Source organism: Nonomuraea sp. NPDC050547, assembly GCF_044457345.1.
Taxonomy (GTDB): Bacteria; Actinomycetota; Actinomycetes; order Streptosporangiales; family Streptosporangiaceae; genus Nonomuraea.
Map to the genome: position 1 here is coordinate 49,863 of NZ_JBITGW010000015.1, position 23,562 is coordinate 73,424.

Annotated in this window: 20 protein-coding genes; 16 read left to right on the forward strand and 4 right to left on the reverse strand. The window is 70.1% G+C overall.

The features are described 5' to 3' along the window. Positions 1-45 precede the first annotated feature (45 nt). The 7 genes from ACIBHY_RS33500 to ACIBHY_RS33530 are packed head-to-tail and all read left to right on the forward strand — an operon-like array spanning position 46 to position 9,299. Positions 46-753: a FadR/GntR family transcriptional regulator gene (locus ACIBHY_RS33500; RefSeq protein ID WP_184971428.1), complete on the forward strand. Its 708-nt coding sequence runs from the start codon at positions 46-48 to the stop codon at positions 751-753. Positions 754-763: 10 nt separating this feature from the next. Further along, a complete protein-coding gene (locus ACIBHY_RS33505; RefSeq protein ID WP_379611986.1) occupies positions 764-2,011 on the forward strand; it encodes an ABC transporter substrate-binding protein in 1,248 nt (415 codons plus the stop codon). Then, complete coding sequence (locus tag ACIBHY_RS33510; RefSeq protein WP_397252795.1) at positions 2,008-2,850, forward strand: carbohydrate ABC transporter permease; 843 nt, start codon at positions 2,008-2,010, stop codon at positions 2,848-2,850. Before ACIBHY_RS33505 ends, ACIBHY_RS33510 begins: the two co-directional genes overlap by 4 nt. Next, on the forward strand, positions 2,847-3,656 hold the full coding sequence (locus ACIBHY_RS33515) for a carbohydrate ABC transporter permease (protein ID WP_397252794.1): 810 nt from the start codon (positions 2,847-2,849) through the stop codon (positions 3,654-3,656). Before ACIBHY_RS33510 ends, ACIBHY_RS33515 begins: the two co-directional genes overlap by 4 nt. Next, complete coding sequence (locus ACIBHY_RS33520; RefSeq protein ID WP_397308798.1) at positions 3,656-6,646, forward strand: glycoside hydrolase family 38 C-terminal domain-containing protein; 2,991 nt, start codon at positions 3,656-3,658, stop codon at positions 6,644-6,646. Before ACIBHY_RS33515 ends, ACIBHY_RS33520 begins: the two co-directional genes overlap by 1 nt. Continuing rightward, positions 6,633-7,865 carry an enolase C-terminal domain-like protein gene (locus ACIBHY_RS33525; protein ID WP_397308799.1) on the forward strand — a complete coding sequence of 411 codons (1,233 nt, stop codon included), beginning with the start codon at positions 6,633-6,635 and terminating at the stop codon, positions 7,863-7,865. Before ACIBHY_RS33520 ends, ACIBHY_RS33525 begins: the two co-directional genes overlap by 14 nt. Positions 7,866-7,874: 9 nt before the next feature. Then, the gene (locus ACIBHY_RS33530) at positions 7,875-9,299 is read left to right on the forward strand and encodes a S10 family peptidase (protein WP_397252791.1); all 1,425 of its coding nucleotides are present in this window, start codon (positions 7,875-7,877) and stop codon (positions 9,297-9,299) included. Here ACIBHY_RS33530 and ACIBHY_RS33535 read toward each other — a convergent pair. Genes ACIBHY_RS33535 through ACIBHY_RS33545 form a run of 3 tightly spaced genes read right to left on the reverse strand, consistent with a single transcriptional unit; the run spans position 9,288 to position 12,165 of the window. After that, the gene (locus ACIBHY_RS33535; protein ID WP_397308800.1) at positions 9,288-10,058 is read right to left on the reverse strand and encodes an SDR family NAD(P)-dependent oxidoreductase; all 771 of its coding nucleotides are present in this window, start codon (positions 10,056-10,058) and stop codon (positions 9,288-9,290) included. The two genes, ACIBHY_RS33530 and ACIBHY_RS33535, sit on opposite strands and share 12 nt — an antisense overlap. Further along, positions 10,055-11,017 (reverse strand): DUF4432 family protein, encoded by a 963-nt coding sequence (locus ACIBHY_RS33540; RefSeq protein WP_397252789.1) that lies wholly within the window; start codon positions 11,015-11,017, stop codon positions 10,055-10,057. The genes ACIBHY_RS33535 and ACIBHY_RS33540 overlap by 4 nt, the downstream gene beginning before the upstream one ends. Before the next feature lie 44 nt (positions 11,018-11,061). Beyond that, positions 11,062-12,165 (reverse strand): DUF4185 domain-containing protein, encoded by a 1,104-nt coding sequence (locus tag ACIBHY_RS33545; protein ID WP_397308801.1) that lies wholly within the window; start codon positions 12,163-12,165, stop codon positions 11,062-11,064. 139 nt (positions 12,166-12,304) lie between these two features. Here ACIBHY_RS33545 and ACIBHY_RS33550 point away from each other — a divergent pair, with 139 nt between their 5' ends. The 5 genes from ACIBHY_RS33550 to ACIBHY_RS33570 all read left to right on the forward strand — a co-directional run bounded on the left by ACIBHY_RS33550 (position 12,305) and on the right by ACIBHY_RS33570 (position 18,228). Continuing rightward, a complete protein-coding gene (locus ACIBHY_RS33550; RefSeq protein ID WP_397252787.1) occupies positions 12,305-13,915 on the forward strand; it encodes an ABC-F family ATP-binding cassette domain-containing protein in 1,611 nt (536 codons plus the stop codon). A gap of 64 nt (positions 13,916-13,979) precedes the next feature. Further along, positions 13,980-14,783, forward strand: a complete 804-nt coding sequence (locus ACIBHY_RS33555) for a hypothetical protein (RefSeq protein WP_397252786.1) — start codon at positions 13,980-13,982, stop codon at positions 14,781-14,783. A gap of 130 nt (positions 14,784-14,913) precedes the next feature. Continuing rightward, complete coding sequence (locus tag ACIBHY_RS33560; protein WP_397252785.1) at positions 14,914-16,362, forward strand: hypothetical protein; 1,449 nt, start codon at positions 14,914-14,916, stop codon at positions 16,360-16,362. A gap of 3 nt (positions 16,363-16,365) precedes the next feature. Then, the gene (locus ACIBHY_RS33565) at positions 16,366-17,019 is read left to right on the forward strand and encodes a hypothetical protein (RefSeq protein WP_397252784.1); all 654 of its coding nucleotides are present in this window, start codon (positions 16,366-16,368) and stop codon (positions 17,017-17,019) included. Between the two features lie 84 nt (positions 17,020-17,103). Continuing rightward, positions 17,104-18,228, forward strand: coding sequence for an NlpC/P60 family protein (locus ACIBHY_RS33570; protein ID WP_397252783.1), 1,125 nt, complete (start codon positions 17,104-17,106; stop codon positions 18,226-18,228). Positions 18,229-18,234: 6 nt separating this feature from the next. On the opposite strand, the gene ACIBHY_RS33575 is transcribed toward ACIBHY_RS33570, so the two are convergent. Continuing rightward, the gene (locus ACIBHY_RS33575) at positions 18,235-18,726 is read right to left on the reverse strand and encodes an inorganic diphosphatase (RefSeq protein ID WP_184971400.1); all 492 of its coding nucleotides are present in this window, start codon (positions 18,724-18,726) and stop codon (positions 18,235-18,237) included. Positions 18,727-19,040: 314 nt separating this feature from the next. On the opposite strand from ACIBHY_RS33575, the gene dacB reads away from it, so the two are divergent. From dacB to hpt, 4 genes are all read left to right on the forward strand, one after another. Next, positions 19,041-20,216, forward strand: a complete 1,176-nt coding sequence (gene dacB / locus ACIBHY_RS33580) for a D-alanyl-D-alanine carboxypeptidase/D-alanyl-D-alanine-endopeptidase (RefSeq protein WP_397252782.1) — start codon at positions 19,041-19,043, stop codon at positions 20,214-20,216. 46 nt (positions 20,217-20,262) lie between these two features. Continuing rightward, entirely contained in the window at positions 20,263-21,339 is a 1,077-nt protein-coding gene (locus ACIBHY_RS33585; protein ID WP_397107029.1) for a zinc-dependent metalloprotease, read from the forward strand. A 527-nt stretch (positions 21,340-21,866) separates the two neighbouring features. After that, on the forward strand, positions 21,867-22,862 hold the full coding sequence (gene tilS / locus ACIBHY_RS33590; RefSeq protein WP_397252781.1) for a tRNA lysidine(34) synthetase TilS: 996 nt from the start codon (positions 21,867-21,869) through the stop codon (positions 22,860-22,862). Between the two features lie 11 nt (positions 22,863-22,873). Continuing rightward, entirely contained in the window at positions 22,874-23,425 is a 552-nt protein-coding gene (gene hpt, locus ACIBHY_RS33595; protein WP_312896704.1) for a hypoxanthine phosphoribosyltransferase, read from the forward strand. The last annotated feature ends 137 nt before the right edge of the window (positions 23,426-23,562 follow it).

Sequence of the window (23,562 nt, forward strand, 5' to 3'; positions counted from 1 at the left end):
AGCACTCGTAGACGCAGTGCACATAAGGTGATTAGATGACTTGATATGTCGGCCGAAGTCACCCGTCCCACGCTCTCCGACGCGCTGACCGAGCGCATGCTGGAGCTCATCCGTACCGGAGGTCATCGTCCGGGCGACCGGCTGCCCTCGACCAGGGAACTGTCCCAGCGCTTCGCTGTCACCACCCCGACGCTCCGCGAGGCGCTGCGCAGGCTCGAAGCCACCGGCGCGATCGAGATGCGCCACGGATCCGGCATCTACGTCGGCTCCGCGATCGAACGTCTCGTCATGCCCAACCCCAACATGCGCGAGATGCGCGGCGCCCAGCTCCTGGAGCTGCTCGGCGCCCGCATCGTCATCGAGCCGCCGCTGGCGGCCATGGCCGCGCAGCACGCCACCGCCGAGGGCATCGCCGCACTGCGCACGATGCTCGACGAGGCGGCGCTCCACCTGCGCGGCGAGGACGCCGAACTGCACGACGCCAACATGACCTTCCACCGGGCCACCGCCCGGCTGGCCGGAAACGGCGTCCTGCACGAGATCGTCGACTCGCTGCTGACCGTGCACGCCAACGAGCAGCGGGAGATCCTGCAGATCTTCGATGACCGGCGGCGTGACTACGACGAACACCTGGCGATCCTCGAAGCGATCGAGGCAGGTGACCCCCAGGCCGCTGAGCGGCTGATGAAGGCCCATCTCGCGGACGTGAAGAGCGTCGTCGAGCTGAGGCTGCACCATCCCCCCATGGAGTAAGGAGTCCGGCATGCGCACTCTGGCCGCGCTCGGATTGGCCGCCACCCTGACGCTGGCGGCCTGCGGTGGCAACGACGCCGCAGCACCGCAGAAGAAGAGCGAGCTGTCGCTCTACAACGACAAAGGCGCCTGGAGCAAGTATTTCGACGGCATGGGCGCCCTGTCCAAGCAGCAGATCAGCCTGTCGATGAAGCCGGTGGGTTACACCGACTCGGCGCAGTACCAGGCGTTCATCAAGGCCTCGTTCCGCACCGACGTGAAGCCCGACCTGTTCACCTGGCAGACCGGGGGGATGCTCGAAGAGATCGTCAAGCAGAAGCAGGTCGCCGACACCACCGCCGTCTGGCAGGAGGCGATCAAGGCGGGTGACCTCCCGCAGGATCTCGCGCCCTACTACACGGTCGGCGGCAAGCAGTACTGCGTCCCGCTCAACGTCGCCTACTGGGGCATGTTCTACAACATGCCGGTCTTCGAGAAGCACGGCGTCAAGCCGCCGACCACCTGGGAAGAGCTGATCAAGGCCGCGGACACGCTGAAGAAGGCCGGGGTCACGCCCTTCTACCACACCAGCGTGTTGTTCTCCTTCGTCTGGTTCGAGCAGCTCATGGCCGGAATGGACCCCGACCTGTACGACCGGTTGTCCACCGGCAAGGCCAAGTACACCGACCCGGGTGTGGTCGCGGTGATGGACAAGTGGAAGGAACTCATCGACGCCGGATACTTCGTGAACGCCGGTGACAAGACCGACCCGGCGGACCTGCTGAAGACCGGCAAGACCGCCATGGTCTCCTTCGGCACGTTCTTCAACACGAGCATGACCACCCGCAGTATGGCGCCCGGCAAGGACTACGGCTTCTTCGTCATCCCGAACGTCAACACGTCCCTGCCCAAGACCTCGGTCATCTTCGAGAGCGGTCCGCTCTGCGCGCTGGACAAGGCCGCCGACCCCGAGGCCTCGATGAAGTACCTCAAGTGGTGGACGAGCGCCGGGGCCCAGGAGAAGTGGGCGAGCAGCAGGGGCGACGTCAGCGCCAACCCCAAGGTCACGGTCAAGGACGAGGCGCTCAACGCGATCACGAAGGACGCGGGCAGCGGCAAGTACCGCCTGGTCAACCGCTACTTCGAGGCGACGCCGCCGCCGATCCTGTCGGCCGCGCTCGACGGCTTCGGCAAGTTCGTCTCCGACACCAGCACCACCAAGGAGGTGCTGGAGACGATTCAGAAGGCCGCCGACGAGTACTGGAGCACGCACCAGTGAGAAACGCCCCCATTCTCGGGCGGTTCAGGGGCGGGTACGTGGCCCCGGCGGTCCTCCTGGTCGCCGGGCTCCTGTACGCGCCGTTCCTGTGGACGGCCTACCTCAGCCTCACCGCCTACGACGGCCTGGCCGACCCCGAGTTCGTCGGGCTGCGCAACTTCACCCGGCTCTTCGACGACCCGGCGCTGCTCACCTCGACCAGGAACACGCTGATCTGGGTGGTCGGCACGATGGTGCTCCCGGTCGGGCTGGGCCTGCTGGTGGCGGTGCTGTCCTACGACATCAGGGGCGGGGCCTGGTTCCGGGTGCCGTTCATGCTGCCGTACGCGCTGAGCGGCGCCGGGCTCGGCATGGTCTGGAGCCCGATCCTGTCCCACGACGGCATCGCGAACCTGCTGCTCGGCACCGACACCGCGTACATGCAGGAGGCGCCGCACAACACGGTCGCGATGCTGCTGGTGTGGACATGGCAGCAACTCGGCGTGAACACGCTGTTGTTCGTGGTCGGCCTGCAGTCGATCCCGAAGGCGCCGATCGAGGCGGCCAGGCTCGACGGGGCGTCGGGCTGGTCGTTGTTCCGGCACGTCATCTGGCCGCTGATGCGCCCGCTGACCGCGGTCGTGGTGGGGCTGGCGCTGGTGGCGGGACTGAAGACGTTCGACATCGTCTGGGCGATGACGCAGGGCGGCCCCGGACGCAACTCCGAGACGCTGGCGGTGATGATGTACCGCGAGACGTTCGTCGCCACCAAGTACGGCTACGGCTCCGCGGTCGCGGTGCTGCTGACCGTGGTGGCCGGGCTGGCCTCCTGGCTCTACCTGAGGAGGCAGGTGCGATGATGCGTCGTCTCGTGCTGGTGGTGCTCGGGCTGATCTGGCTCGGCCCCACCTACTTGCTGCTGGTCAACGCCTCGCGCCCGGCCGACGCCTACGACCCGGCCAGCGCGTGGGTCCCGTCGGGCGACTTCGCGTTGTTCCAGAACTTCTCGGCCGCGCTGGAGCGGGCCGACCTCGCCCAGAGCCTGGCCAGCACCGCCCTGTACAGCGTGGTCTCGCCCCTGCTCGGCGTGCTCGTCGGCGCCATGGCCGGGTACACGATCGTGGTGCTCAGGCTGCGCTTCGGCTTCCTGTGGTTCATGCTCATCTTCGGCGGCACGATCTTCCCGTCACAGATGCTGCTGGTGCCGCTGTTCATCGGCTACAGCGACGCCGGCCTCTACGACGACCGCGTCGGCATGCTGCTCCTCTACACCGCGATCAACGTGCCGCTGGCCGCGTTCGTGCTGCGCAACTTCTACTCGGGCGTGGCCTTCTCCATCTTCGAGGCCGCCAGGATGGACGGCGCCTCGACGTTCCGCATCTTCTTCCGCATCTACCTGCCGCTGTCGATGAGCGCGCTGGCCGCGGTCTTCATCCTTGAGTTCACCTTCATCTGGAACGACCTGATCTTCGGCCTGGTCCTCACCCAGTCCGAGGGCGTGCGACCGGTCATGGTCGCGCTCAACGGCCTGATCACCGACGTCTACGCGGGCACGCCCGTCCCCGTCGGCCTGGCCGCGGGCCTGATGGTCTCGCTGCCGACGGTCGCGTTGTTCCTCGCCACCCAGCGCCTCTTCGCCAGGGGCCTTTCTCTAGGGAGTGTGTGATGACGAGCCGGTTGCTGCAGAGGAGCCTCGGTTCCCCGGACTACGACGGGATCAGGCAGGCGCTGCGGCACGACACCTCGACCCCGGTGATCAGTGTGCGCGGCCTTGAGGTACGGCTGGCCGTACTGCCGTTGTTCACCCATGACGGGCGCCAGGCGGTCAGGGTGTCGTGCACCGGACTGATCGGCTCCGATCTGGTCGTGTCCCTGAAGGACGTCGATCAAAAGACCGGCGCCGACGTCACCCTGCTGGTGCCCGAGGTGACCGAGCCCAGGACGTTCACGCTGGAGGTGCGCGACGCCGCGGGCGTGATCGGCTCGGCCGAGGTCACGGTGACGCCGCAGCGCAAGTGGAGCGTCTTCGTCGTGCACCACTCCCACCTGGACATCGGCTACACCGACCCGCAGGGCACCGTTCTGCGCCACCACCTGGAGTATCTCGACGCGGCGGTACGGCTGGCCGACGAGACCGCCTCGTGGCCGGACGACGCCAAGTTCCGCTGGACGGTCGAGTCGTCGATGCCCGCGGCGAAGTGGCTGGCCGCCCGCCCCGCCGAGCAGGTGGAACGCTTCAACAGGGCGGCCCGCGAGGGGATCATCGAGGTCACCGCGCTGCCGTTCCAGCTGCACACCGAGGCGTGCTCGACGGAGGAGCTCTACCGGCAGCTGCGCCAGGTCTTCGACTTCCCGGTCAAGTCGGCGATGCACACCGACGTGCCCGGCGCCGTGGTCGGGCTCGTGGACGCGCTCAACGCGGCCGGCGTGCGGTATCTGGCCGCGGCGCACAACTGGGCCGGGCGGTCGGTGCCGTATCTGCACGGCGGCGACAAGCTGACCAGGCCGTTCTGGTGGCAGGCGCCGTCGGGGCGGCGGGTGCTGGTGTGGTTCACGGACACGCCGCACGGCATGGCGTACATGGAGGGCAACACGGTCGGGCTGACCGACTCCTACGAGCTGGCCGACGACCTGCTGCCGCGTTACCTGTCGGCGCTGGCCACCCGGGGGTATCCGTATGGGCCGGGGACGTTCGGGTGGCAGGGGCCGGACGCGCCGCGGGAGCCGTACGAGCTGGATGTGCTGCATCTGCGGGTGCAGGGTGCGCACGCCGACAACGCGGGGCCCTCGATCGTTCCGGCGTCGATCGCGCGGCGCTGGAACGAGCAGTGGGCCTGGCCGAGGCTGCGCTCGGCGGTCAACAGCGACTTCTTCGAGCACGTCGAGGAGCGGTACGGCGACCGGCTGGCCGTGCACGAGGGCGACTGGACGGACTGGTGGGCCGACGGGCTCGGTTCCGGCGCCCGTCCGCTGGGTTACGTACGGCGGGCGCAGTCCTCGCTCAGGGCGGCCGAGACCCTGCACACGCTGGCCGGTGTCGACGCCACCGAGCAGATCTCGCTGGCCTACGACAAGGTGGCGCTGTTCAACGAGCACACCTGGGGCGCGGCCAACCCGTGGGAGGACGCTGAGGAGGCGGGCGACTCGGGCGGGCTGCAGTGGACCAGGAAGTCGGCCGGGGCCTACGACGCCCAGGACGACGCGGCCGATCTGCTGCACGCGGCCGTCCGCCGGTTCGGCGCGGCGCTGAGCGGGGAGGGCGCGGCTTCTTTCGCGGTGTTCAACCCGGGCACGCACGCCAGGACCGACGTGGTGAAGGCGTTCCTGCCGCGCGATCTCGTGCCCATCGAGGCGCCGATCGCGCTGAAGGACGCCAGGACGGGGCAGATCCTGCCCCACCACGAGGAGGTCGTGCTCCCGGAGGACTGGCCGACGCGGCCGATCGGGCGTCACCTGCACGCGGTGGTCCCCGACGTACCCGGATACGGCTACGCCCGCGTGGACGTCGTGGCCGCCGAGACCCAGGCGCCGGAGCCGGTCGAGATGGGCCAGGAGCCGGTGATCGAGAACGAGTTCTACCGGGTCACCTACGACCTGCGCGAGGGCTACGTCCGCTCGATCTTCGACAAGGTGGCCGGTCGCGAGCTGGTCAACGCCGACGCCGCCGCCGGTTTCGGCCAGTACGTCTACGACCGCTACGCCACCGCTCCGCATTTCAACCACATGTCGGGACACGTGGGCGCGCACGACCGCACGCTGCTCGGCGACCGGGCCATCGCCAGGAACGCCGCCGTGGTCAAGGCGCAGCGCACCGCGGTCAGCGAGAAGCTCGTCGTGGAGTTGCAGGGCAAGGGCGTCGACTGGCTGCGCACCACGATCGAGCTGCACAAGGGCGTGCCCAGGCTCGACCTGACCTACCAGCTGGCCAAGCAGGGAACTCCGGCGAAGGAGGCGGTCTTCCTGGCCTTCCCGTTCGCCGCTGGCGCCCCGGCGGCCTGGGAGCTGACCGGTGGCGTCGGCGGGCCCGGAGTGCCCCGGGTGCCGGGCTCGGCGGAGTACATGCTGCCGATCCGCCACTGGATCGCCTACGAGGACCCCGAGCTGACCATCGCCTGGGCCACGATGGAGGCGCCGCTGGTGCAGCTCGGCACCATCCACATGCCGTACGCGCCGTTCCCGCCCACGCTGGAGGAGGAGGCGGGCACCGTCTACTCCTGGGCGCTCAACAACATCTGGGACACCAACTTCCCCGCCCAGCAACAGGGTGAGACCACGTTCCGCTACGCCGTCACCTCGGAGGCCGGAGCCGAGGCCAGGCGCCTGGGCGCGCGAGCCGCGGCGGGGCTGACCGAGCCGTTCATCGGGGTCCTGACGACCGGCGCGGACATGGCAGCGCACGAGTACGTCCGCGTCGACCACCCCGATGTGCTGGTCACCTCACTGGGCCGGTCGGCGGACGGCGTGGTGGTGCGCCTGCAGTCGCTGGCGCAGCAGCCGGTGGAGGCGCGCGTGACGCTGCCGGGCCTGCGCGCGGCCCAGGTCAGCTCGGGGCTGCTCACCGACCTGGCGCCCGCGGCGGTCGACGGCGAATCGGTCAAGGTCGTGCTGCCCGCCTGCGGGGTGGCCGCCGTTTGGGGGACTTGTGAAGATCGTTGACATCCGGGCGACCACCGTCGCCGTCCCGCTCGAAGCGCCGCTGCGGCACAGCAACGGCGCCCACTGGGGCCGATTCGTCCGCACGATCGTCGAGGTCGAGGCGGACAACGGGCTCGTCGGGCTGGGCGAGATGGGCGGCGGCGGCGAGAGCGCGGAGGCCGCGTTCAGGGCGTTGCTGCCCTACCTGACCGGCCACGACCCGTTCCAGCTCGAAGCGCTCCGCTTCAAGATCGCCAATCCCACCGCCTCGCTCTACAACAATCGCACGCAGTTGCTCGCGGCCGTCGAGTTCGCCTGCCTCGACCTGGTCGGGCAGCACCTCGGGGTGCCCGTGCACGACCTGCTCGGCGGGCGCGTACGCGACGAGGTGGCCTTCGCCTCCTACCTGTTCTTCCGGTACGCGGCCGAGGGCCACGAGGAGATCAGGACCCCCGACCAGCTGGTGGAGCAGGCGCGCGAGCTCAAGCGGGACCATGGCTTCACGGTGCACAAGCTCAAGGGCGGCGTCTTCCCGCCCGGCTACGAGCTGGAGTGCTACCGGGCGCTGGCCGCGGCCTTCCCGGAGGACCGGTTGCGCTACGACCCGAACGCCGTGCTCTCGATGGCCGAGGGCCTGCGGTTCGGCCGGGCCATCGAGGACCTCAACAACGACTACCTGGAGGACCCGGTCTTCGGCCTGGAGGGCCTGCGGCAGGTCCGCGAGCAGGTACGCGTGCCGCTGGCCACCAACACCGTGGTGGTCAACTTCGAGCAACTGGCCTCGAACGTCCTGCGGCGCAGCGCGGACGTGATCCTGCTGGACACGACCTTCTGGGGCGGCATCCGGCCGTGCGTGAAGGCGGCCGGCGTGTGTGAGACGTTCCAACTGGGCGTGGCGGTGCACTCCTCGGGCGAGCTGGGCATCCAGCTGGCGACCATGCTCCACCTGGGCGCGGTGCTGCCCAACCTCGGGTACGCCGCCGACGCCCACTACCACCAGCTGCGCGACGACGTGATCGAGGGCGGCAAGCTGCCCTACGTGAACGGCGCGATCGCTGTGCCCTCGGGCCCCGGGCTGGGGGTCCGGCTGGACCGGGACAAGGTGGCGCGGTACGCCGAGCTCTACCGGGAGAGGGGCGGCTATCCGTACGACCGCGATCCGGGCCGTCCGGGGTGGTACGCGCAGGTGCCCAATGAGCGCTTCGCCGACCCTGATATTTCAGCAGAAGTCCGGACATAGTCTCATCCCATGACGAACACCACTCCCGCTGACAACCTGGTCACCACCTTGCACACCCTCGCCTCCGGCCAGCCGTACACGGCCAGGACCGGGACCATGGTGCTGCGGGAGGAGACGTTCACCGACGGCGCCTTCGACGGTCACCAGGCCAAGGCGGAGATGTTCGTCACCGCCTACACGCTCGACGGCGCCGACCCCCTGACGCGCCCCGTCACCTTCGCCTTCAACGGCGGGCCCGGGTCGTCGAGCGTGTGGCTGCATCTCGGGGTCCTCGGCCCGCGCCGCGTGGTCATGGGCGACGCCGGGGCGTTGCTGCCTCCGCCGTACGGGCTGGCCGACAACGCCGAGACGCTGCTCAACGACAGCGACCTGGTGTTCATCGACCCGGTCTCCACCGGTTTCTCCCGGGCCGCCGAGGGTCACAAGCCGGACGCCTACCACGGCTTCACCGGCGACGTGGAGTCGGTGGGGGAGATCATCCGGCTCTGGACCACCCGCAACGGGCGCTGGATGTCGCCCAAGTTCCTGGCCGGGGAGTCCTACGGCACGCTCAGGGCCGCCGCGCTCGCCGACCACCTGCAGACCCGCTACGGCATGTACCTCAACGGGCTCATGCTGATCTCCTCGGTGCTCGACTTCATCACCGGTGAGTTCAACCCGGGCAACGACCTGGCCTACGCCCTCTACCTGCCCACGTACGCGGCCATCGCGCACTACCACGGCCTGCACGGCGAGCGCACGCTGGCCGAGGTGCTGCGCGAGGCCGAGGAGTACGCCGCCCGCGACTACCCGTGGGCCCTGGCCCGCGGCAACCGCCTCACCACCGAGGAACGCGCCGCCGCGGTCGCCAAGGTCGCCGCGCTCACCGGCCTCGGCGCGGACTACGTCGACCGGGTCGACCTGCGCCTGGAGCACATCCGCTTCTTCACCGAGCTGCTGCGCTCACGCCGCCGGATCGTCGGCCGCCTCGACGGCCGCTTCACCGGCTGGGACGAGGACGGCGGCCGCGAGCACTTCGACCGCGACCCGAGCATGAGCGCGATCGTGGGTCCCTACAGCGCCGCGCTCAACCACTACCTGCGCGCCGACCTCGGATACACCAGCGACCTGCCCTACGAGATCCTCACCGGGCGGGTACAGCCCTGGTCGTACAAGGAGTTCGAGGGCGCCCACGTCCACGCCGCCGACAAGCTGGCGGCGGCCATGCGGGACAACCACCACCTGCGCGTCCACGTGGCCTGCGGCTATCACGACGGCGCCACGCCGTACTTCGCCGCCGAGCACACCTTCGCCCAGCTGCGCATCCCGCGCGAGCTGAGCGGCAACGTCGAGTTCAGCTACTACGAAGCCGGCCACATGATGTACGTCCACGAGCCGAGCCGCCTGCGCCAGTCGGCCGACCTGGCCGCCTTCGTCGCGGGCTCACTCCGGTAGCGCCACCGGGACGCCCGACAGCAGGCCGCCGTCCACGCGGTGCTCGGAGCCGGTGATGAACGAGGCCCGCTCACTGGCGAGGAACGCGACCAGCTCGGCCACCTCCGCCGGCTGGGCCACCCGGCCCAGCGGGTGGGAGCGGCCCCACTCGGCCACCATCTCCTCCCGCGTGCGCTCGCCGCGCCACAGGTCCGCGGCCCAGCGCAGCATGGGCGTGTCCACCGAGCCGGGGCAGACGACGTTGGCCCTGATGCCGTCGGCGGCGTGGTCGAGCGCCATGGACCTGGTCAGGCCGAGCAGGGCCGCCTTGCTGGTGGAGTAGGCCGCCACCCGCGTCTGCGAGGCGAACGACTGGACGGAGGCGACCACGACGATCGCCCCGCCGCCCCGGGCGCGCAGATGCGGGACCGCGGCCTGGCAGGCCAGGTAGACGCCCTTGACGTTGACGTCCATGACCTCGTCCCAGGTCTCCTGCGGGGTGTCCTCGACGGTGCCGTAGCGCTGCACGCCGGCGCAGGTCACCACGATGTCAAGGCCGCCGTACCGCGACACCGCCAGTTCGGCCAGCTCGCGCATCCGCCCGGCGTCGCGCACGTCGGCCGCCACCCCGGTCGCCCGCTCGCCCTCGACCGGCACGCCCTCGCCGAGGCCGCAGAAGACCACCGAGGCCCCGCCGGCGACCAGCCGGTCGACGACCGCGCGCCCGATCCCCGTGGAGCCGCCCGTCACCAGAGCGACCTTGCCCTCAACGTCATTCATGCCAGTACCTCCGCGCGCCATCTCAGCACCTTGCTCTCGTACGGCCCCAGCGCCATCGCCGTGCCGTTGCCCACGGCCGCCGCCAGCCCGTCGGTCGGCATGCCCGCGAACGGTTCGAGCCCGAGCACGTAGGCCCGGCCCCACCAGGGATAGTCCACCGAAGCGCCGAACTCCTGCCACATCCACAGATACGGCAGCACCTCGGCATCCCATTCCACCCGCATGCCGATCTCTCCCGAAATCTCATACCAGCCTTCGGGAAAGCCGGTCAGATACAGCACGTCGCTCGGCGAGCCGGGCGCCTGCACCACGGCGAGGTCGGTCGTGCCGCCGCGGCCGTCGGGCACCAGCGGCCAGTCCCAGGGCCCGCCCGGCGCCACCCTGCGGCCCGCCGGGTTGATGGCCGTGTCGTGCGGGACCACCTTCACGCCGCCGGGCAGCCTGATCCGGTGGCCGGGCTTGAGGAACGGCGCGCCGTACACGATGTGCTGGCCCCACATGGCGTGCAGGGGCAGGCCGCTGTCGTTGCTCGCGCGGCCCTCGACCTCCAGCGCCGGCGATCCGGCCGCGAGCGTGAGCGTCCTCTCCAGCCGGTACGGCAGGCGCCGGGTGCGCACGCTGAGCCGTACCGAGACGAGCTCGGGCGTGTCGGCCACGACCGCGCACTCCCACGGCAGCCCCGACACCTCGCCGTGCTGGGCCAGGCGGGCGCCCCGGTAGAGGCTGGGCGCGCCGCCGCTGGGGAAGATCTCCTGCCAGCCGCCCTCGTAGTGGTCGATGAACTGGGCCACGTCGTCGGCGGCGCCCTGAAGGTGCGCGGCAGGGGCGCGCAGGCCCTGCGGGGAGAGCCAGACGAAGTCGGTGTCGGTCGGCTTGTGCAGAAACTCGAGGACGTCGCCGCCCTTGCCCGGCAGGACGGTGACGCGGAGAAGCTCGTTCTCCAGCGTCACCGCGTCCATGCCGTCAAGGGCGAAACGACGAAGACGGGCGGCCCAGTTACGCGTCAACCGAACCTCACGTCGATGAACCTCGGGCGGTAGATCGACACGTCGCGATAGTGGTCGGTGTTGACGAAGCTGTTGACGTTGTAGGAGACCACGAGGCCGTCACCGGCCACGCCGGGGTGGGCGTGGGCGTTGTAGGTGAAGATGTTCCCGTTGGTCTCGGGGGTCGTGTAGAGGACCTGCTTGCCGGTGAACGGACCGGTCGGCGAGCAGGAGGAATAGGCCACGATCTTGGCGCTCAGCGCCTCGGTCGTGTCGTGGGTGATCAGGACGTAGCCGTCGCCGACCTTGGTCACGCTGTACTCGTTGGCCACGCCTGCCATCATGCGCGCCGAGTCCTTCTCGGACGGCGACCAGGTGCCGGAGGCGGTCCGGAACTCCCAGCGGCCCAGCAGGCTCTCGCCGCGGACCCTGGCCAGGTGCATGTACTTGGTCGCGCCCTTGTCCTCGACGCCGTAGACGTAGGTGTGGCGGCCGTCCTTGAGGATGCCGGAGGCCCAGGCCACGCCGTTGCCGGAGGGCAGGTCGTGGATGCTGATCGGGCGCTCCATGCGTCCCTGCGGGAAGCGGGCCACGACGTTGCGGTGCCACTTCCAGTCCCAGGCACCGTCACCGAAGCGCTCGTACTCCTGGTAGGTCACCTCGACCAGGCCACCGGCCAGCGTCACGTCGCCGGCCCAGTACCAGTGCTTCTTGTCGCGGGGCGGCATCACGGCGGCGGGCTTGCCGGGGCGGCCGCCGTAGATCGTGCGCAGCCGTCCTTCGCGCTCCAGCGCGAAGGTGTTGTTGAGGAACACGGTCGTGCCGCCCTCCTCGACCACCGGCGGCCGGGACCCGTCCGGGTTGACCTGGCCGAGGAAGGTGTCGGAGAAGACCCAGAGTTCTTTGCCGCTGGGCAGGCGGACCGAGTAGGTGCCGTCGGCACCCGTCCAGTCGTCGAGCCGGGAGTTGTCGTTGCCGTAGTTGCTGAACAGGCTGGTCAGCCGAGGGTTGATCGACGAGCCGCGGAATTCGGGCGCGCAGTTGGCCTCGGCGGCCATGGCCTGCTGAGGCAGGAGGAGCGCGAGTAGGAAGGGGACTAAGACCAGGCGCAGACGCTTCATCACACATCCAGGGGGGGAGGAGGTGAGCCGACTACAGTTCTAGTCATCAGATGACTTATTGTCTACCCCCGAAAACCCGGATGACCCGGCCCGGCCCCGGCAGGTAGCCTGCGCGAGGAGATGGGGGAGGGATCGGAAGATGGGTCACGTCGAGGTCGGACACCTGACGTACGTGCTGCCGGATGGTCGGCCGCTGCTGAACGACGTGTCCTTCCGGATCCCCGACGGGGTAAAGGCGGCGCTCGTCGGGCCCAACGGGGCAGGGAAGACGACGCTGATGCGGCTGGTGGCAGGCGATCTGCAGCCGGTCGAGGGGAGCGTGGCCAGTTCCGGCGGGCTCGGCGTGATGCGCCAGTTCATCGGCAGCGTCCGTGACGGCTCCACCGTGCACGACCTGCTGCTCAGCGTCGCGCCTCCGCCAGTGCGGGAGGCGGCGGCCAAGCTGGAGCGGGCCGAGCTGGCCATGATGGAGCGCGAGGACGAGAAGACGCAGCTCCGCTACGCCCAGGCCATCACCGACTACACCGACGCCGGTGGCTACGACATCGAGGTGCTCTGGGACACGTGTACGGTGGCCGCGCTCGGCGTGCCGTACGACAACGTGAAATATCGGGATGTGGCCACCTTGTCGGGCGGCGAGCAGAAACGGCTCGTGCTGGAGGCGCTGCTGCGCGGCCCCGACCAGACGCTGCTGCTCGACGAGCCCGACAACTACCTCGACGTGCCGGGCAAGGAGTGGCTGGAGGCCCAGCTCAAGGAGACGTCGAAGACGGTCCTGCTGGTCAGCCACGACCGGCAGCTGCTGGCCAACGCCGCCGACCGGATCGTCACCGTGGAGTCCGGCAACATCTGGATCCACGGCGGGAGCTTCACCACCTACGCCGACGCCAGACGGGCGCGCAACGAACGCCTGGAAGAGCTGCGCCGCCGCTGGGACGAAGAGCACGCCAAGCTCAAAGCCCTGGTCAACATGCTCAAGAACAAGGCACGCTACAACGACGGCATGGCCCCGGCCTACCACGCCGCCCAGACGCGGCTGCGCAAGTTCGAGGAGGCGGGCCCGCCGGAGGAGACGCCCAGCGAGCAGAACATCCGCATGCGGCTCAAGGGCGGCCGCACCGGCAAGCGGGCGGTCATCTGCGAGGAGCTTGAGCTGACCGGCCTGATGAAGCCGTTCTCCACCGAGATCTGGTACGGCGAGCGCGTCGCCGTCCTGGGTTCCAACGGCTCCGGCAAGTCCCACTTCCTGCGCCTGATCTCCGGCGACGACGTGCGCCACACCGGCGTCGCCAGGCTCGGCGCGCGGGTGGTCCCGGGCCTGTTCGCCCAGACCCACGCCCGCCCCGACCTGCGCGGACGCACCTCGGTCGAGATCGTCATGACCGAGCACGCCAGGCTCAAGAACGAGGCCATGAAGATCCTGTCTCGCTATGAGCTGGCCGGGCTCATCGCCGACCAGCGCTTCGAGACGCTGTCCGGCGGCCAGCAGGCGCGGCTGCAGATCCTGCTGCTCGAACTGTCCGGCTCGACGCTGCTCCTGCTCGACGAGCCCACCGACAACCTCGACCTGGCCAGCGCCGAGGCGCTCCAGGTCGGCCTGGACGCCTTCGACGGAACCGTGCTGGCGGTCACCCACGACCGCTGGTTCGCCGCCGACTTCGACCGATACCTGGTCTTCGGCGCGGACGGCACCGTTTACGAGGCTCCTGAGCCGGTGTGGGATGAGACGCGGGTCGTGCGCCCACGTTAAAGAATGGGTACGCCATGCGCGTGTCTCACGCATGACGTACCCATGCACCGGCTATCACGGCAAAGTGATCCTGCGTAGCCGAACCGTCACTGTCCTCGCACTCGGCGCGATCTTCCTGACCGGGTGCTCAGAAGAAGCGCAGCCTGCCCAGCTCAAGCCGCTGGCGCTGAAGGAGCAGGTGTCCAACACCGTCAAGACCGCCTCCGGCTACGCCGTGAACTGGGCCGGAGTGCTCACCAACGCCAATCCCTGGCACTTCGGTGAGCACGTGGTGGCCACGGTGATCGGCCGTGACGCCTCCGGCGCCGAGGTCGTGCGCATGGACCAGCCGCTGGACGCGGTCCCGCCGGGCGGCTCGCTGTCGTTCGCCGGCCAGGCCAGCGCCTCGGAACGGCCGGCCAAGGTCACCATCGAGTACCGTCCCGCGCAGTGGCGCGCGGCGGCCAGGATCGCCTCGGCCTTCCGCGCCTTCCCGGTGTCGGGCGTGCAGACGCTCAAGCAGAAGGACGGCACCTACCTGGTCACCGGCTACGTGGACAACCCGTACGCGCTGCCCGCCAGCAGCCTGGTGGTCAACGCCCTGCTGCGCGACCCGGCGGGCAAGCTGGTCGGCGGCGGCTACGCGTTCGTGGACGACGTGAAGGCGGGCGCGCCGCCGCGCTTCATCCTCACGGTCGAGGGGCTGGCGCCGGGGGCGAAGGTGGCCAAGACCGAGGTGGTGGCGCGTACCTGGGGCTCGACCGGCCGGCCGTTCGAGGAGCTGGCGCTGGCGGGTGCGGTGCCGGTGCACACGGTCATGCCGACGACCGAGCCGTTCGCCGTGGACCGCGGGCGCACCGCGCTGCCCGGCGACGACCACAAGGAGTGAACCGCCGCGCCCAAGGGCGCGGCGCTTTCGCAACAATTCCTTTTTATTCGGACTTTTTATCGGCGGGCCATTCTGTCATTAGCGCTGAATCGGTAGAACTACTAGTTACCAATCCATTACCTTCAGCAACATGACTGACCGCGTCCTGGTCGAGGCTCTCCGCGCTGACGACCCGGGTGCTCTGGCTGCGCTCTACGACACGTATGCCGAGGGCATCTACCAATACTGCTGGTCCCTGCTCCAAAGCTCCGACAGCGCCCAGGTGGCGCTGCGCGACACGCTCATCGCCGCGGAGGCGCACATCGGCGCGCTGGCCGAGCCGGAGCGCCTGCGCCCCTGGCTCTACGCGCTGGCCCGCGGCGAATGCGCCCGCCGCCGCCTGGCGACGCCGCAAGCCGCGCGAACGCCGGCCGAGGCCCCGGAGCCGGACGACCCCGAGGACGCCGACCTGCGGGTCATGGCGTGGAACGCGGCGCAGGGCCTGCCGGCCGGCGACCGCGAACTGCTGGAGCTGAGCACCCGCCACGGCCTGCCCATCCACGACCTGGCCGCCGTCCTCGGCGCCGCGCCGCGCCAGGTCGAGACCGCCGAGGAGGAGGCCCGCGAGCGCCTGCGCGACGCGATCACCGCCGAGTTCCTGGCCAGGAAGGGCCCCTACGACTGTCCGCGCCGCGCCGACATCCTCGCCGGCTTCTCCGGCGAGCTCACCGCCGAGATGCGCAGGCAGCTCGTCCGGCACGTGGCCCACTGCGACCTCTGCGCCCCGCACCGCAACCGGCAGATCTCGGCCGCCAAGGTGTTCGAACTGCTCCCGGCGGCCAGGCTGCCGGCATCGCTGAGGGTCCGGGTGATGAGCTGCTTCATCGACCCCGAGCTCCTGCCGTACCGCCGCTACGTCGCCAGGCGCTCGGCCGCCCTGGACGCCGCCGGCTTTCCCGGCCCGGGGGAGAAGAAAGCTCGCAAGTGGCCTCAGGCGCTGGCTGGCGCGCTGGCGGCCGTAGCCACGGTGATCGCGATCGGCGTCGTCTTCCACCAGTTCGGAACCGAGACCGGCGGCCTGTCCGGCCTCGCCACCGGCGCCTTCCCCGCCACCGGTGAGCCGCCCGGCATCAGGCTGCCCTGGGCGCCCGACCCGCAGGACACCGCGATCCAGGTCGAACCGATCCCCGACAGCACCGCCACCCGCCCCGTCGGCGTCCTGGCCGCCACAGAACCGTCCGCGGTCACGCCGCCCGCCACCGACTCCACCACCGACCCCGCCACCGCGCCGCCCACCCGCGCTCCCTCCTCGCCCGCACCGGCCACCACCGCGCCCGACTCCCCGCCGGCCGCCCCCGACCCGGGCGAGCCCGGTGACCCCGGCGGCGTACCCGGAGCCGGCCGGCCCACGAGGGACCCGCAGGGCCGCCCCACCCGCACGCCCTGCCCCACCACCCCCGCGCCGACCGCCACCCCCACGCACAAGCCCACCAAGACCCCCGCCCCGTCGGCGACGCCCACGCGGACACCCACCCAGACCCCCACGCCCACGCCGCCCGTGGAGACCCCCACCGCCGCCCCCGACCCGACGGCGAGCTGAGCGGTGGAGGCATTCGAGCTGCGCCACGACTCGCACCTCGGCTGCCGCGTCTGCCCGCTGACCGTCCGCGACGAACTCGCCGCGATGGTGCGCAGAAGCCACTGCGTCGCCTGGCCCACCTGGCTCGACCCGGGCCCCCGCATGCTGCGCGACCTGCTCGAACTGTGCCGGTTGCGGACCGCGCGGGGTCTGGCCGTCCTGTCCTGGCTCGCCGGTGGCGAGCCGCCCGCCGAGCTCGACTGGCTGTGGACCTCCCGCCGCCTCACCGGCACCCGCCAGGAGCGCATGTACGGCGCCGCCGCCACCGTGCCCGACCCTGTGCTGGGCCTCGTGCTGGCCAACTGGACCTGGGCCCTGGACACCACCCACGGCGGCCGGGTCACCGCCCCCTACCTCGCGGGAACCGCCTATCCCGGCGACGGCCACCTCGCCGCGGCCGCCACGATGACGCTCTTCCAGACCTACGACCGCCACCAGGAATCGCGCCCGGCCATCGCCGCCGCCTGGGCCGCCGCCCGGGTCAGCGCCGACTGGTGCAAAGCCGCCGAACTTCACGCTGCGTATGGAAGCCAGACACCTGTCTTCACCTATCCCCGTGGTGCGAAACCTCCCCCTATCGGCGTCCGTCCATGGATAGAACGCCTGTTTCGCCTGTGATGATTACGTTGCGTGTGATTCATGTGTGCGGTGAGTGACGAACGGGCACTGAGTGCATAGAGTGACCGAGAGCGAGGGGGATCTATGCACTCCGTCAGAGCCGGACTCCTGGTCGCCTGCCTGATCGCCACCCTTTGCCCGCCCGCCTACGCGGAACCGCGGCCGTCGGCCGACGACGTGGCCGAGGCGCGCGACGCCGTACGGGACAAGAACAAGGCGCTGGGGGCGGCGGCCGCGAAGCTCGCGGCCGCGCAGAGCAGGCTCGACGAACTCGACGCGGCCGCCGAACGGCTGGTCGAGGCCTACAACGGAGAACAGGTCAAGCTCGCGGCGGCCAAGGTCGCCGCGGCGGCGGCACGGACGCGGCTGCTGGACGCCGAGACGATGGCCGAGACGGCCAGGGCGGACGTGGCGGCGATCGCCGCGCAGGCCTACGGCGGGTTCGACCTCGCGCGGCCGATGCTGACCATGATCGCGGACGGCGGCGACGGCTTCCTGCACCGGGCCTCGGTGCTGGAGCAGATGGGCGGCGAGCGCACGCTCGTCCTCGACCGCATGCGGGCCGCCGAACGCGTGGCCGAGATCCTGCGCGAGCAGGCCGACGACGCCCAGACCGCGCAGCAGGACGCCATGGAGCGCGCCGAGGAGGCCAAGACCGCCGCCGAGACCGCCCTCGCCGAGCAGACGCGCGAGACCAGGACGCTGCTGGCCACCAAGAAGAAGCTGCAGGACCAGGTCGACTCCGCGCGCAGCCTCGCCGACCGGCTGGCCAGGGAACGCGCCGCCGCCTTCGAACGCACGAGCTTCGGCGCCGGGGCGATACCGGTGTCAGGGGCCGGGTCCACCAACGGGGACATCGCGGCCAACTGGGCGCTGACGCAGCTCGGCAAGCCGTACGTGTGGGCGGCCGACGGGCCCGGCAGCTACGACTGCTCAGGGCTGACCATGCGGGCGTGGGAGCGGGCCGGGGTCCGGATCGACCACTGGACGGGCACCCAGTGGACCTCGGGACCCCACGTGCCGCTACGCGAGCTGCGCCGGGGTGACCTGCTGTTCTTCGGCCGCATCACCAGTGATCCCGGCGACATCCACCACGTGGGCATGTACATCGGCCGCGGCCTCATGGTGCACGCCCCGCAGACGGGTGACGTCGTCAGGATCGCCTCCATGTGGCGCCGCGACCTCGTGGGCGCCACCCGCCCCAGATGAGATCCGTCAGTGGTGGCCCTGGTCCTTGAGGCGCTGGAAGGAGCGCTTGATCTCGACCTCGGCCTCCAGGCGGCCGACCCAGTTGGCGCCCTCCACCGACTTGCCGGGCTCCAGGTCCTTGTAGACCTCGAAGAAGTGCTGGATCTCCAGCCGGTCGAACTCGGGCACGTGGTGGATGTCGCGGATGTGCTCCATCCTGGGGTCGGTGGCGGGGACGCACAGCACCTTGTCGTCGCCGCCCTTCTCGTCGGTCATGCGGAACATGCCGACCGCGCGGCAGGTGATGTAGCAGCCGGGGAACGTCGGCTCCTGCAGCAACACCAGCGCGTCAAGGGGATCGCCGTCCTCACCGAGGGTGTTCTCGATGAAGCCGTAGTCTGCGGGGTACTGCGTGGAGGTGAACAGGAGCCGGTCAAGCCGGATCTTCCCGGTCTCGTGGTCCACTTCGTACTTGTTCCGTTGCCCCTTGGGAATCTCAACGACAACGTCGAACTCCACCGCTGTTCCTCCGCTCAACCCCCCGGGCACCCCCGGCTGGGCGTTAATGTCTCGTAGGCGAACTTCAGGAGAGAGGGACAGGCGACGTGGTACGGCGCGAGCGTTGGGTGGCGGTGGTCACTCTCGTCCTGCTCCAGGCCACGACGATCGCCACCGGTGTCTACGCGGTGCGGAACGACTTCAGCCTGGCGGCCCTGACGAGGCAGGCCCCGCACCCAGCCGATCAGCCGACCGCGTCTCCTTCCGTCCCGGTGATCACCGCTGGACCAGTGCTGGCCTCGGGTGGAGACGGACCTCTCCCGACTAAGGGTACTTTGACGCAACAGCTCACCGATGCGCTGGGTGACAAAGCGCTGGGGAAACGCGTCGGAGCCGTCGTTCTGGACGCGGCGACCGGCCAGCGCGTCTTCGCCGCCAACGCCGACATCGGCATCGTCCCCGCCTCCACCACCAAGATCGTCACCTCGGCCGCCGCCCTGGCCTCGCTCGGCCCGGACACCCGCCTGTCCACCCGCGTCGTCCAGGGCAGGACACCCGGCTCGATCGTGCTCGTCGGCGGCGGCGACCCCATGCTGTCCGGCCCGGCGGCCAAGCCTGCCACCTACCCGAAACCGGCCTCCCTGGCCGTGCTCGCCGCCCGCACCGCGGCCAAGCTGAAGGAACAGGGCGTCAAGAAGGTCACGCTCGGCTACGACTCCTCCCTCTACACCGGCTCGCCCATCGGCCCCGGCTGGAAACCCAGCTACATCCCCGACGGCAACGTCGCGCCCGTCCACGCGCTGGCCATCGACGAAGGCCGGCAGAACCCGGCACGCTCCCAGCCCCGCGTCGCCAACCCGCCGCAGTTCGCCGCCGCCGCCTTCGCCAAGCTCCTTTCCAGGTACGGCATCGCCGTATCGAAGGGCATCGCCCCCGCCAAGGCCGGCCAGAGCGCGGCGGAACTCGGCAAGGTCGACTCCCCGCCCGTCTACGCGCTGGTCGAGCACGCGCTCACCTTCAGCGACAACGACCTGTCCGAGGCGCTGGCCAGGCAGATCGCGCTGAAGGAAGGGCAACCCGCCTCCTTCGAGGGCGGAGGCAAGGCGGTGCTGGCCGTACTCAAGAGACTGGGGGCCTCGCGCGGCATCCAGGTGTACGACGGCAGCGGCCTGTCCACCAAGAACCGCATCAGCGCCGACGGCCTGGCCAGGCTCGTGGCGCTGGCCGGCTCGCCCAAGCATCCCGAACTCCACGCGGTGGCCTCCGGCATGCCGATCGCCGGGTTCACCGGCACACTGGGCAACGGGCGGCGCTTCTCCGGCTCCGACAGCAAGGGACAGGCCGGACTCGTCCGCGCCAAGACCGGCACGCTCAACAACGTCAACACGCTCGCCGGCCTCGCCACCACCAAGGACGGGCGGCTGGTCACCTTCGCCTTCATGGCCGACCAGGTTCCGCTGTCGGCCGAACCCGTCCTGGACCGGCTCGCCGCCATCGTCGCCCGATCCTGACGCGAGGCCGTCGCGGGTCGGCCTCCGACCACGTACGGTGGTAGGCATGCAGGTGATCGACTGGGATCTGGCCGTATCGACCGGCACGCGCCTGGTGCGCCCCGGGCCGCAGGTAAGCCGTGAGGAGGCCAGGCAGGCGGTCACAGAGCTACGCACTCTCTCCCGCGAGGCCGAGGGCCACGTGCGTGACTTCACCAAAATCCACACCGAGACGCCCCCGCAGCCGGCGACCATCGTCGACCGGCCCGGCTGGATCAGGGCCAACGTCGAAGGCTTCCGCGTCGTGCTGGAGCCGCTGACCGAGCGCATGGGCAACAGCGACAACCCGCCGCCCGCCATCGTGACGGCCGTCGGCTCGCGCATCACCGGGGTCGAAGTGGGCGCCGTGCTGGCGTTCCTGGCCTCGCGCGTCCTCGGCCAGTACGAACTGTTCCTCCCGCCGGACCCGACCGGCCAGGAGGCCGCGGGCCGCCTGACGCTCGTCGCGCCCAACATCGTGCACGCCGAGCGCGAGATGAACGTGCACCCGCGCGACTTCCGCCTCTGGGTCTGCCTGCACGAGGAGACGCACCGCGTGCAGTTCACGGGAGTGCCGTGGCTGCGCGAGTACGTGCGCTCGCAGATGACCGAGTTCCTGCTCGCGTCCGACCTCGACCTGCCGACGATCCTGGAACGGCTGCGCACCGCCGCCGACACGGTCGCCGACGTGGTACGCGGCGGAGACGGCAGCCTGATCGACGCCATCCAGTCACCGGCCCAGAAGGAGATCCTCGACCGCCTGACCGCGGTGATGACGCTGGTCGAGGGGCATGGCGACTACGTGATGGACGCGGTGGGGCCCTCTGTGGTCCCGTCGGTGGCCGACATCCGCGCCAAGTTCGCCTCGCGCAGGGAGAGCACGTCCAGGCTGGACAAGACGGTACGACGGCTGCTGGGCATCGAGCTCAAGATGAAGCAGTACGCGGAGGGCTCGGCCTTCGTCCGCCATGTGGTGGGGAAGGTGGAGATGGACGGCTTCAACAAGGTGTGGACATCACCGGAGACGTTGCCCACCATCGCCGAAATCGCCGACCCGGACGCCTGGATCGCCCGCGTAATCGGCCAACCGGCCCTGGACTCCTAAAAGGCAAGGTGCTTCTACGCGCGAAGGGCAAGGCGCTTCGCGCGTTTGGCCAGTCGAGCTGAAGCCCGACTCCTGGGTGTCCTCGCTGCGCTCGGGCTGCCTGCTTGGGCCCCACCCCTTGCCCGGCTAGGCGGTGGGCACGCTCCTGCCCACCCTGCCGGAGGCGTGGTGGGCCGGGTAAGCACGGCGCCCGGGGCGTCGGTGGGCCCCTACCTTGCTGCCCGGTTGGGTGGTGGGCATGCTCCTGCCCACCCTGCCGGAGGCGTGGTGGGCCGGGTAAGGGCACGATCAAGGGCGACAAGCTGGTCAAGGTCTCTGATGCCTTCGCCGCGCGCTTTCGGGGCTATTCCTGGATCAAGCCCGTCAGCACCATCTCCTGAGTACGGCCGGGCTGGTGGAGCGAGCTAGGGCCAAGGCGGTCCTGCGCCGCTGGAAGCGCTCCGCGTCGAGAACTCCGGCTGGGGACGTCACCGTCGCGCCGCCTGAACGGCCGGCCATCAAACCGAACACCGCCCGGGGCGGGGACAATGGGCGGCATGGGGCCGCATCCAGCCGTAGCCGACGTCCGGCGAGCTGTCAGAGAGGTCCTGGGTGATCTGCCCCAGGGTGACCTGGTACTGGCCGCGTGCAGCGGCGGCGCCGACTCCCTGGCCCTGGCCGCGGCTCTGGCTTTCGTGGCGCCGAGGATGGGTCTGCGGGCAGGGCTGGTGACGGTGGATCACGGTCTGCAGGAGGGTTCGGCGGAGCGGGCGGCCGGTGTGGCCGCGCTGCCACTGGGGCTGGACCCCGCGGAGGTGCTGACGGCGGAGGTGGGCACCGAGGGCGGACCGGAGGCGGCGGCGAGGGACGCGCGGTACAAGGCGCTCAAGGAGGCGGCGGCCAGGTTGGGCGCGGTGGTGGTCCTGCTGGGCCACACGATGGACGACCAGGCGGAGACGGTGCTCCTGGGGCTGGCGCGGGGCAGCGGGCCGCGGTCGTTGTCGGGGATGGCGAAGGTTCAGGGGATCTATCGGCGGCCGTTCCTGGAGCTGGGGCGGAGTACGACGGTGTCCGCCTGTGCACAGCTGGGCCTGGAGCCGTGGGAGGACCCGCACAACGAGGAACACCGGTTCACCCGGGTGCGGGTGCGCAAGGCGGTGCTGCCGGTGCTGGAGGGCGAGCTGGGGCCCGGAGTGGCTCAGGCGTTGGCGCGGACGGCCAAGCTGGCTCGCGACGATGCCGACGCGCTTCAGGAATGGGCGGAGAAGGCGTTCGAGGATTGCGCTCTAAGCGATATCCCGGGGAAGGTGACGCTGGCCGTACCGGCGCTGGAGGATCTTCCCGGCGCGGTCCGGCGGCGGGTGATCAAACGGGCGGCGACCGACGCCGGGGTGCCTTCTGGAGCCTTGTCGGCCGTCCACGTGCACGCCGTCGAGCGGCTGATCACCGAGTGGCGGGGGCAGAAGGGCGTTGACCTGCCCGGGGGTCTGACCGCCGTGCGGCGGTATGGGACGCTGATACTCGCCATCAGACCCATCCCGTAAGGAACTCGCAGGTGGACGCTGCCGACATGGGCCACGACCTCGAGAAGGTCCTCATCCCCGAGGACGAACTCCAGGCGAAGATCAAAGAGCTTGCCGGCCGGATCGACGAAGACTACGCGGGCCAGGAACTGCTGCTCGTGGGCGTGCTGAAAGGGGCGGTCATGGTCATGGCCGACCTGGCCAGGGCCTTGCACACCTCGGTGCAGATGGACTGGATGGCGGTGTCCTCCTACGGCGCCGGCACCAAGTCGTCGGGTGTGGTCCGGGTGCTGAAGGACCTGGACAACGACATCATGGGCCGCCACGTGCTGATCGTCGAGGACATCATCGACTCCGGCCTGACCCTCCACTGGCTGCTGGAGAACCTGAAATCGCGCAACCCGGCCTCGCTGGAGATCTGCGCGGCGCTGCGTAAGCCGGACGCGGTGAAGGTGCCGATTGATGTGAAGTATGTCGGTTTCGACATCCCGAACGAGTTCGTCATCGGCTACGGGCTGGACTACGCGGAGAAGTACCGCAACCTGCCGTTCATCGGCACGTTGGCTCCGCATGTCTACACGTAACTGTCTGTGCGGCATTTCCGACATTGCACGCAGGGACCGGGAACATCGCTCTACCTGACGTACGTTGGTAGGGCAAGGCCGGTCTAGCGGGCGGTGCCACCGCGCGTTGTCCGGTGTACCTTCTGACGACGGGAGGG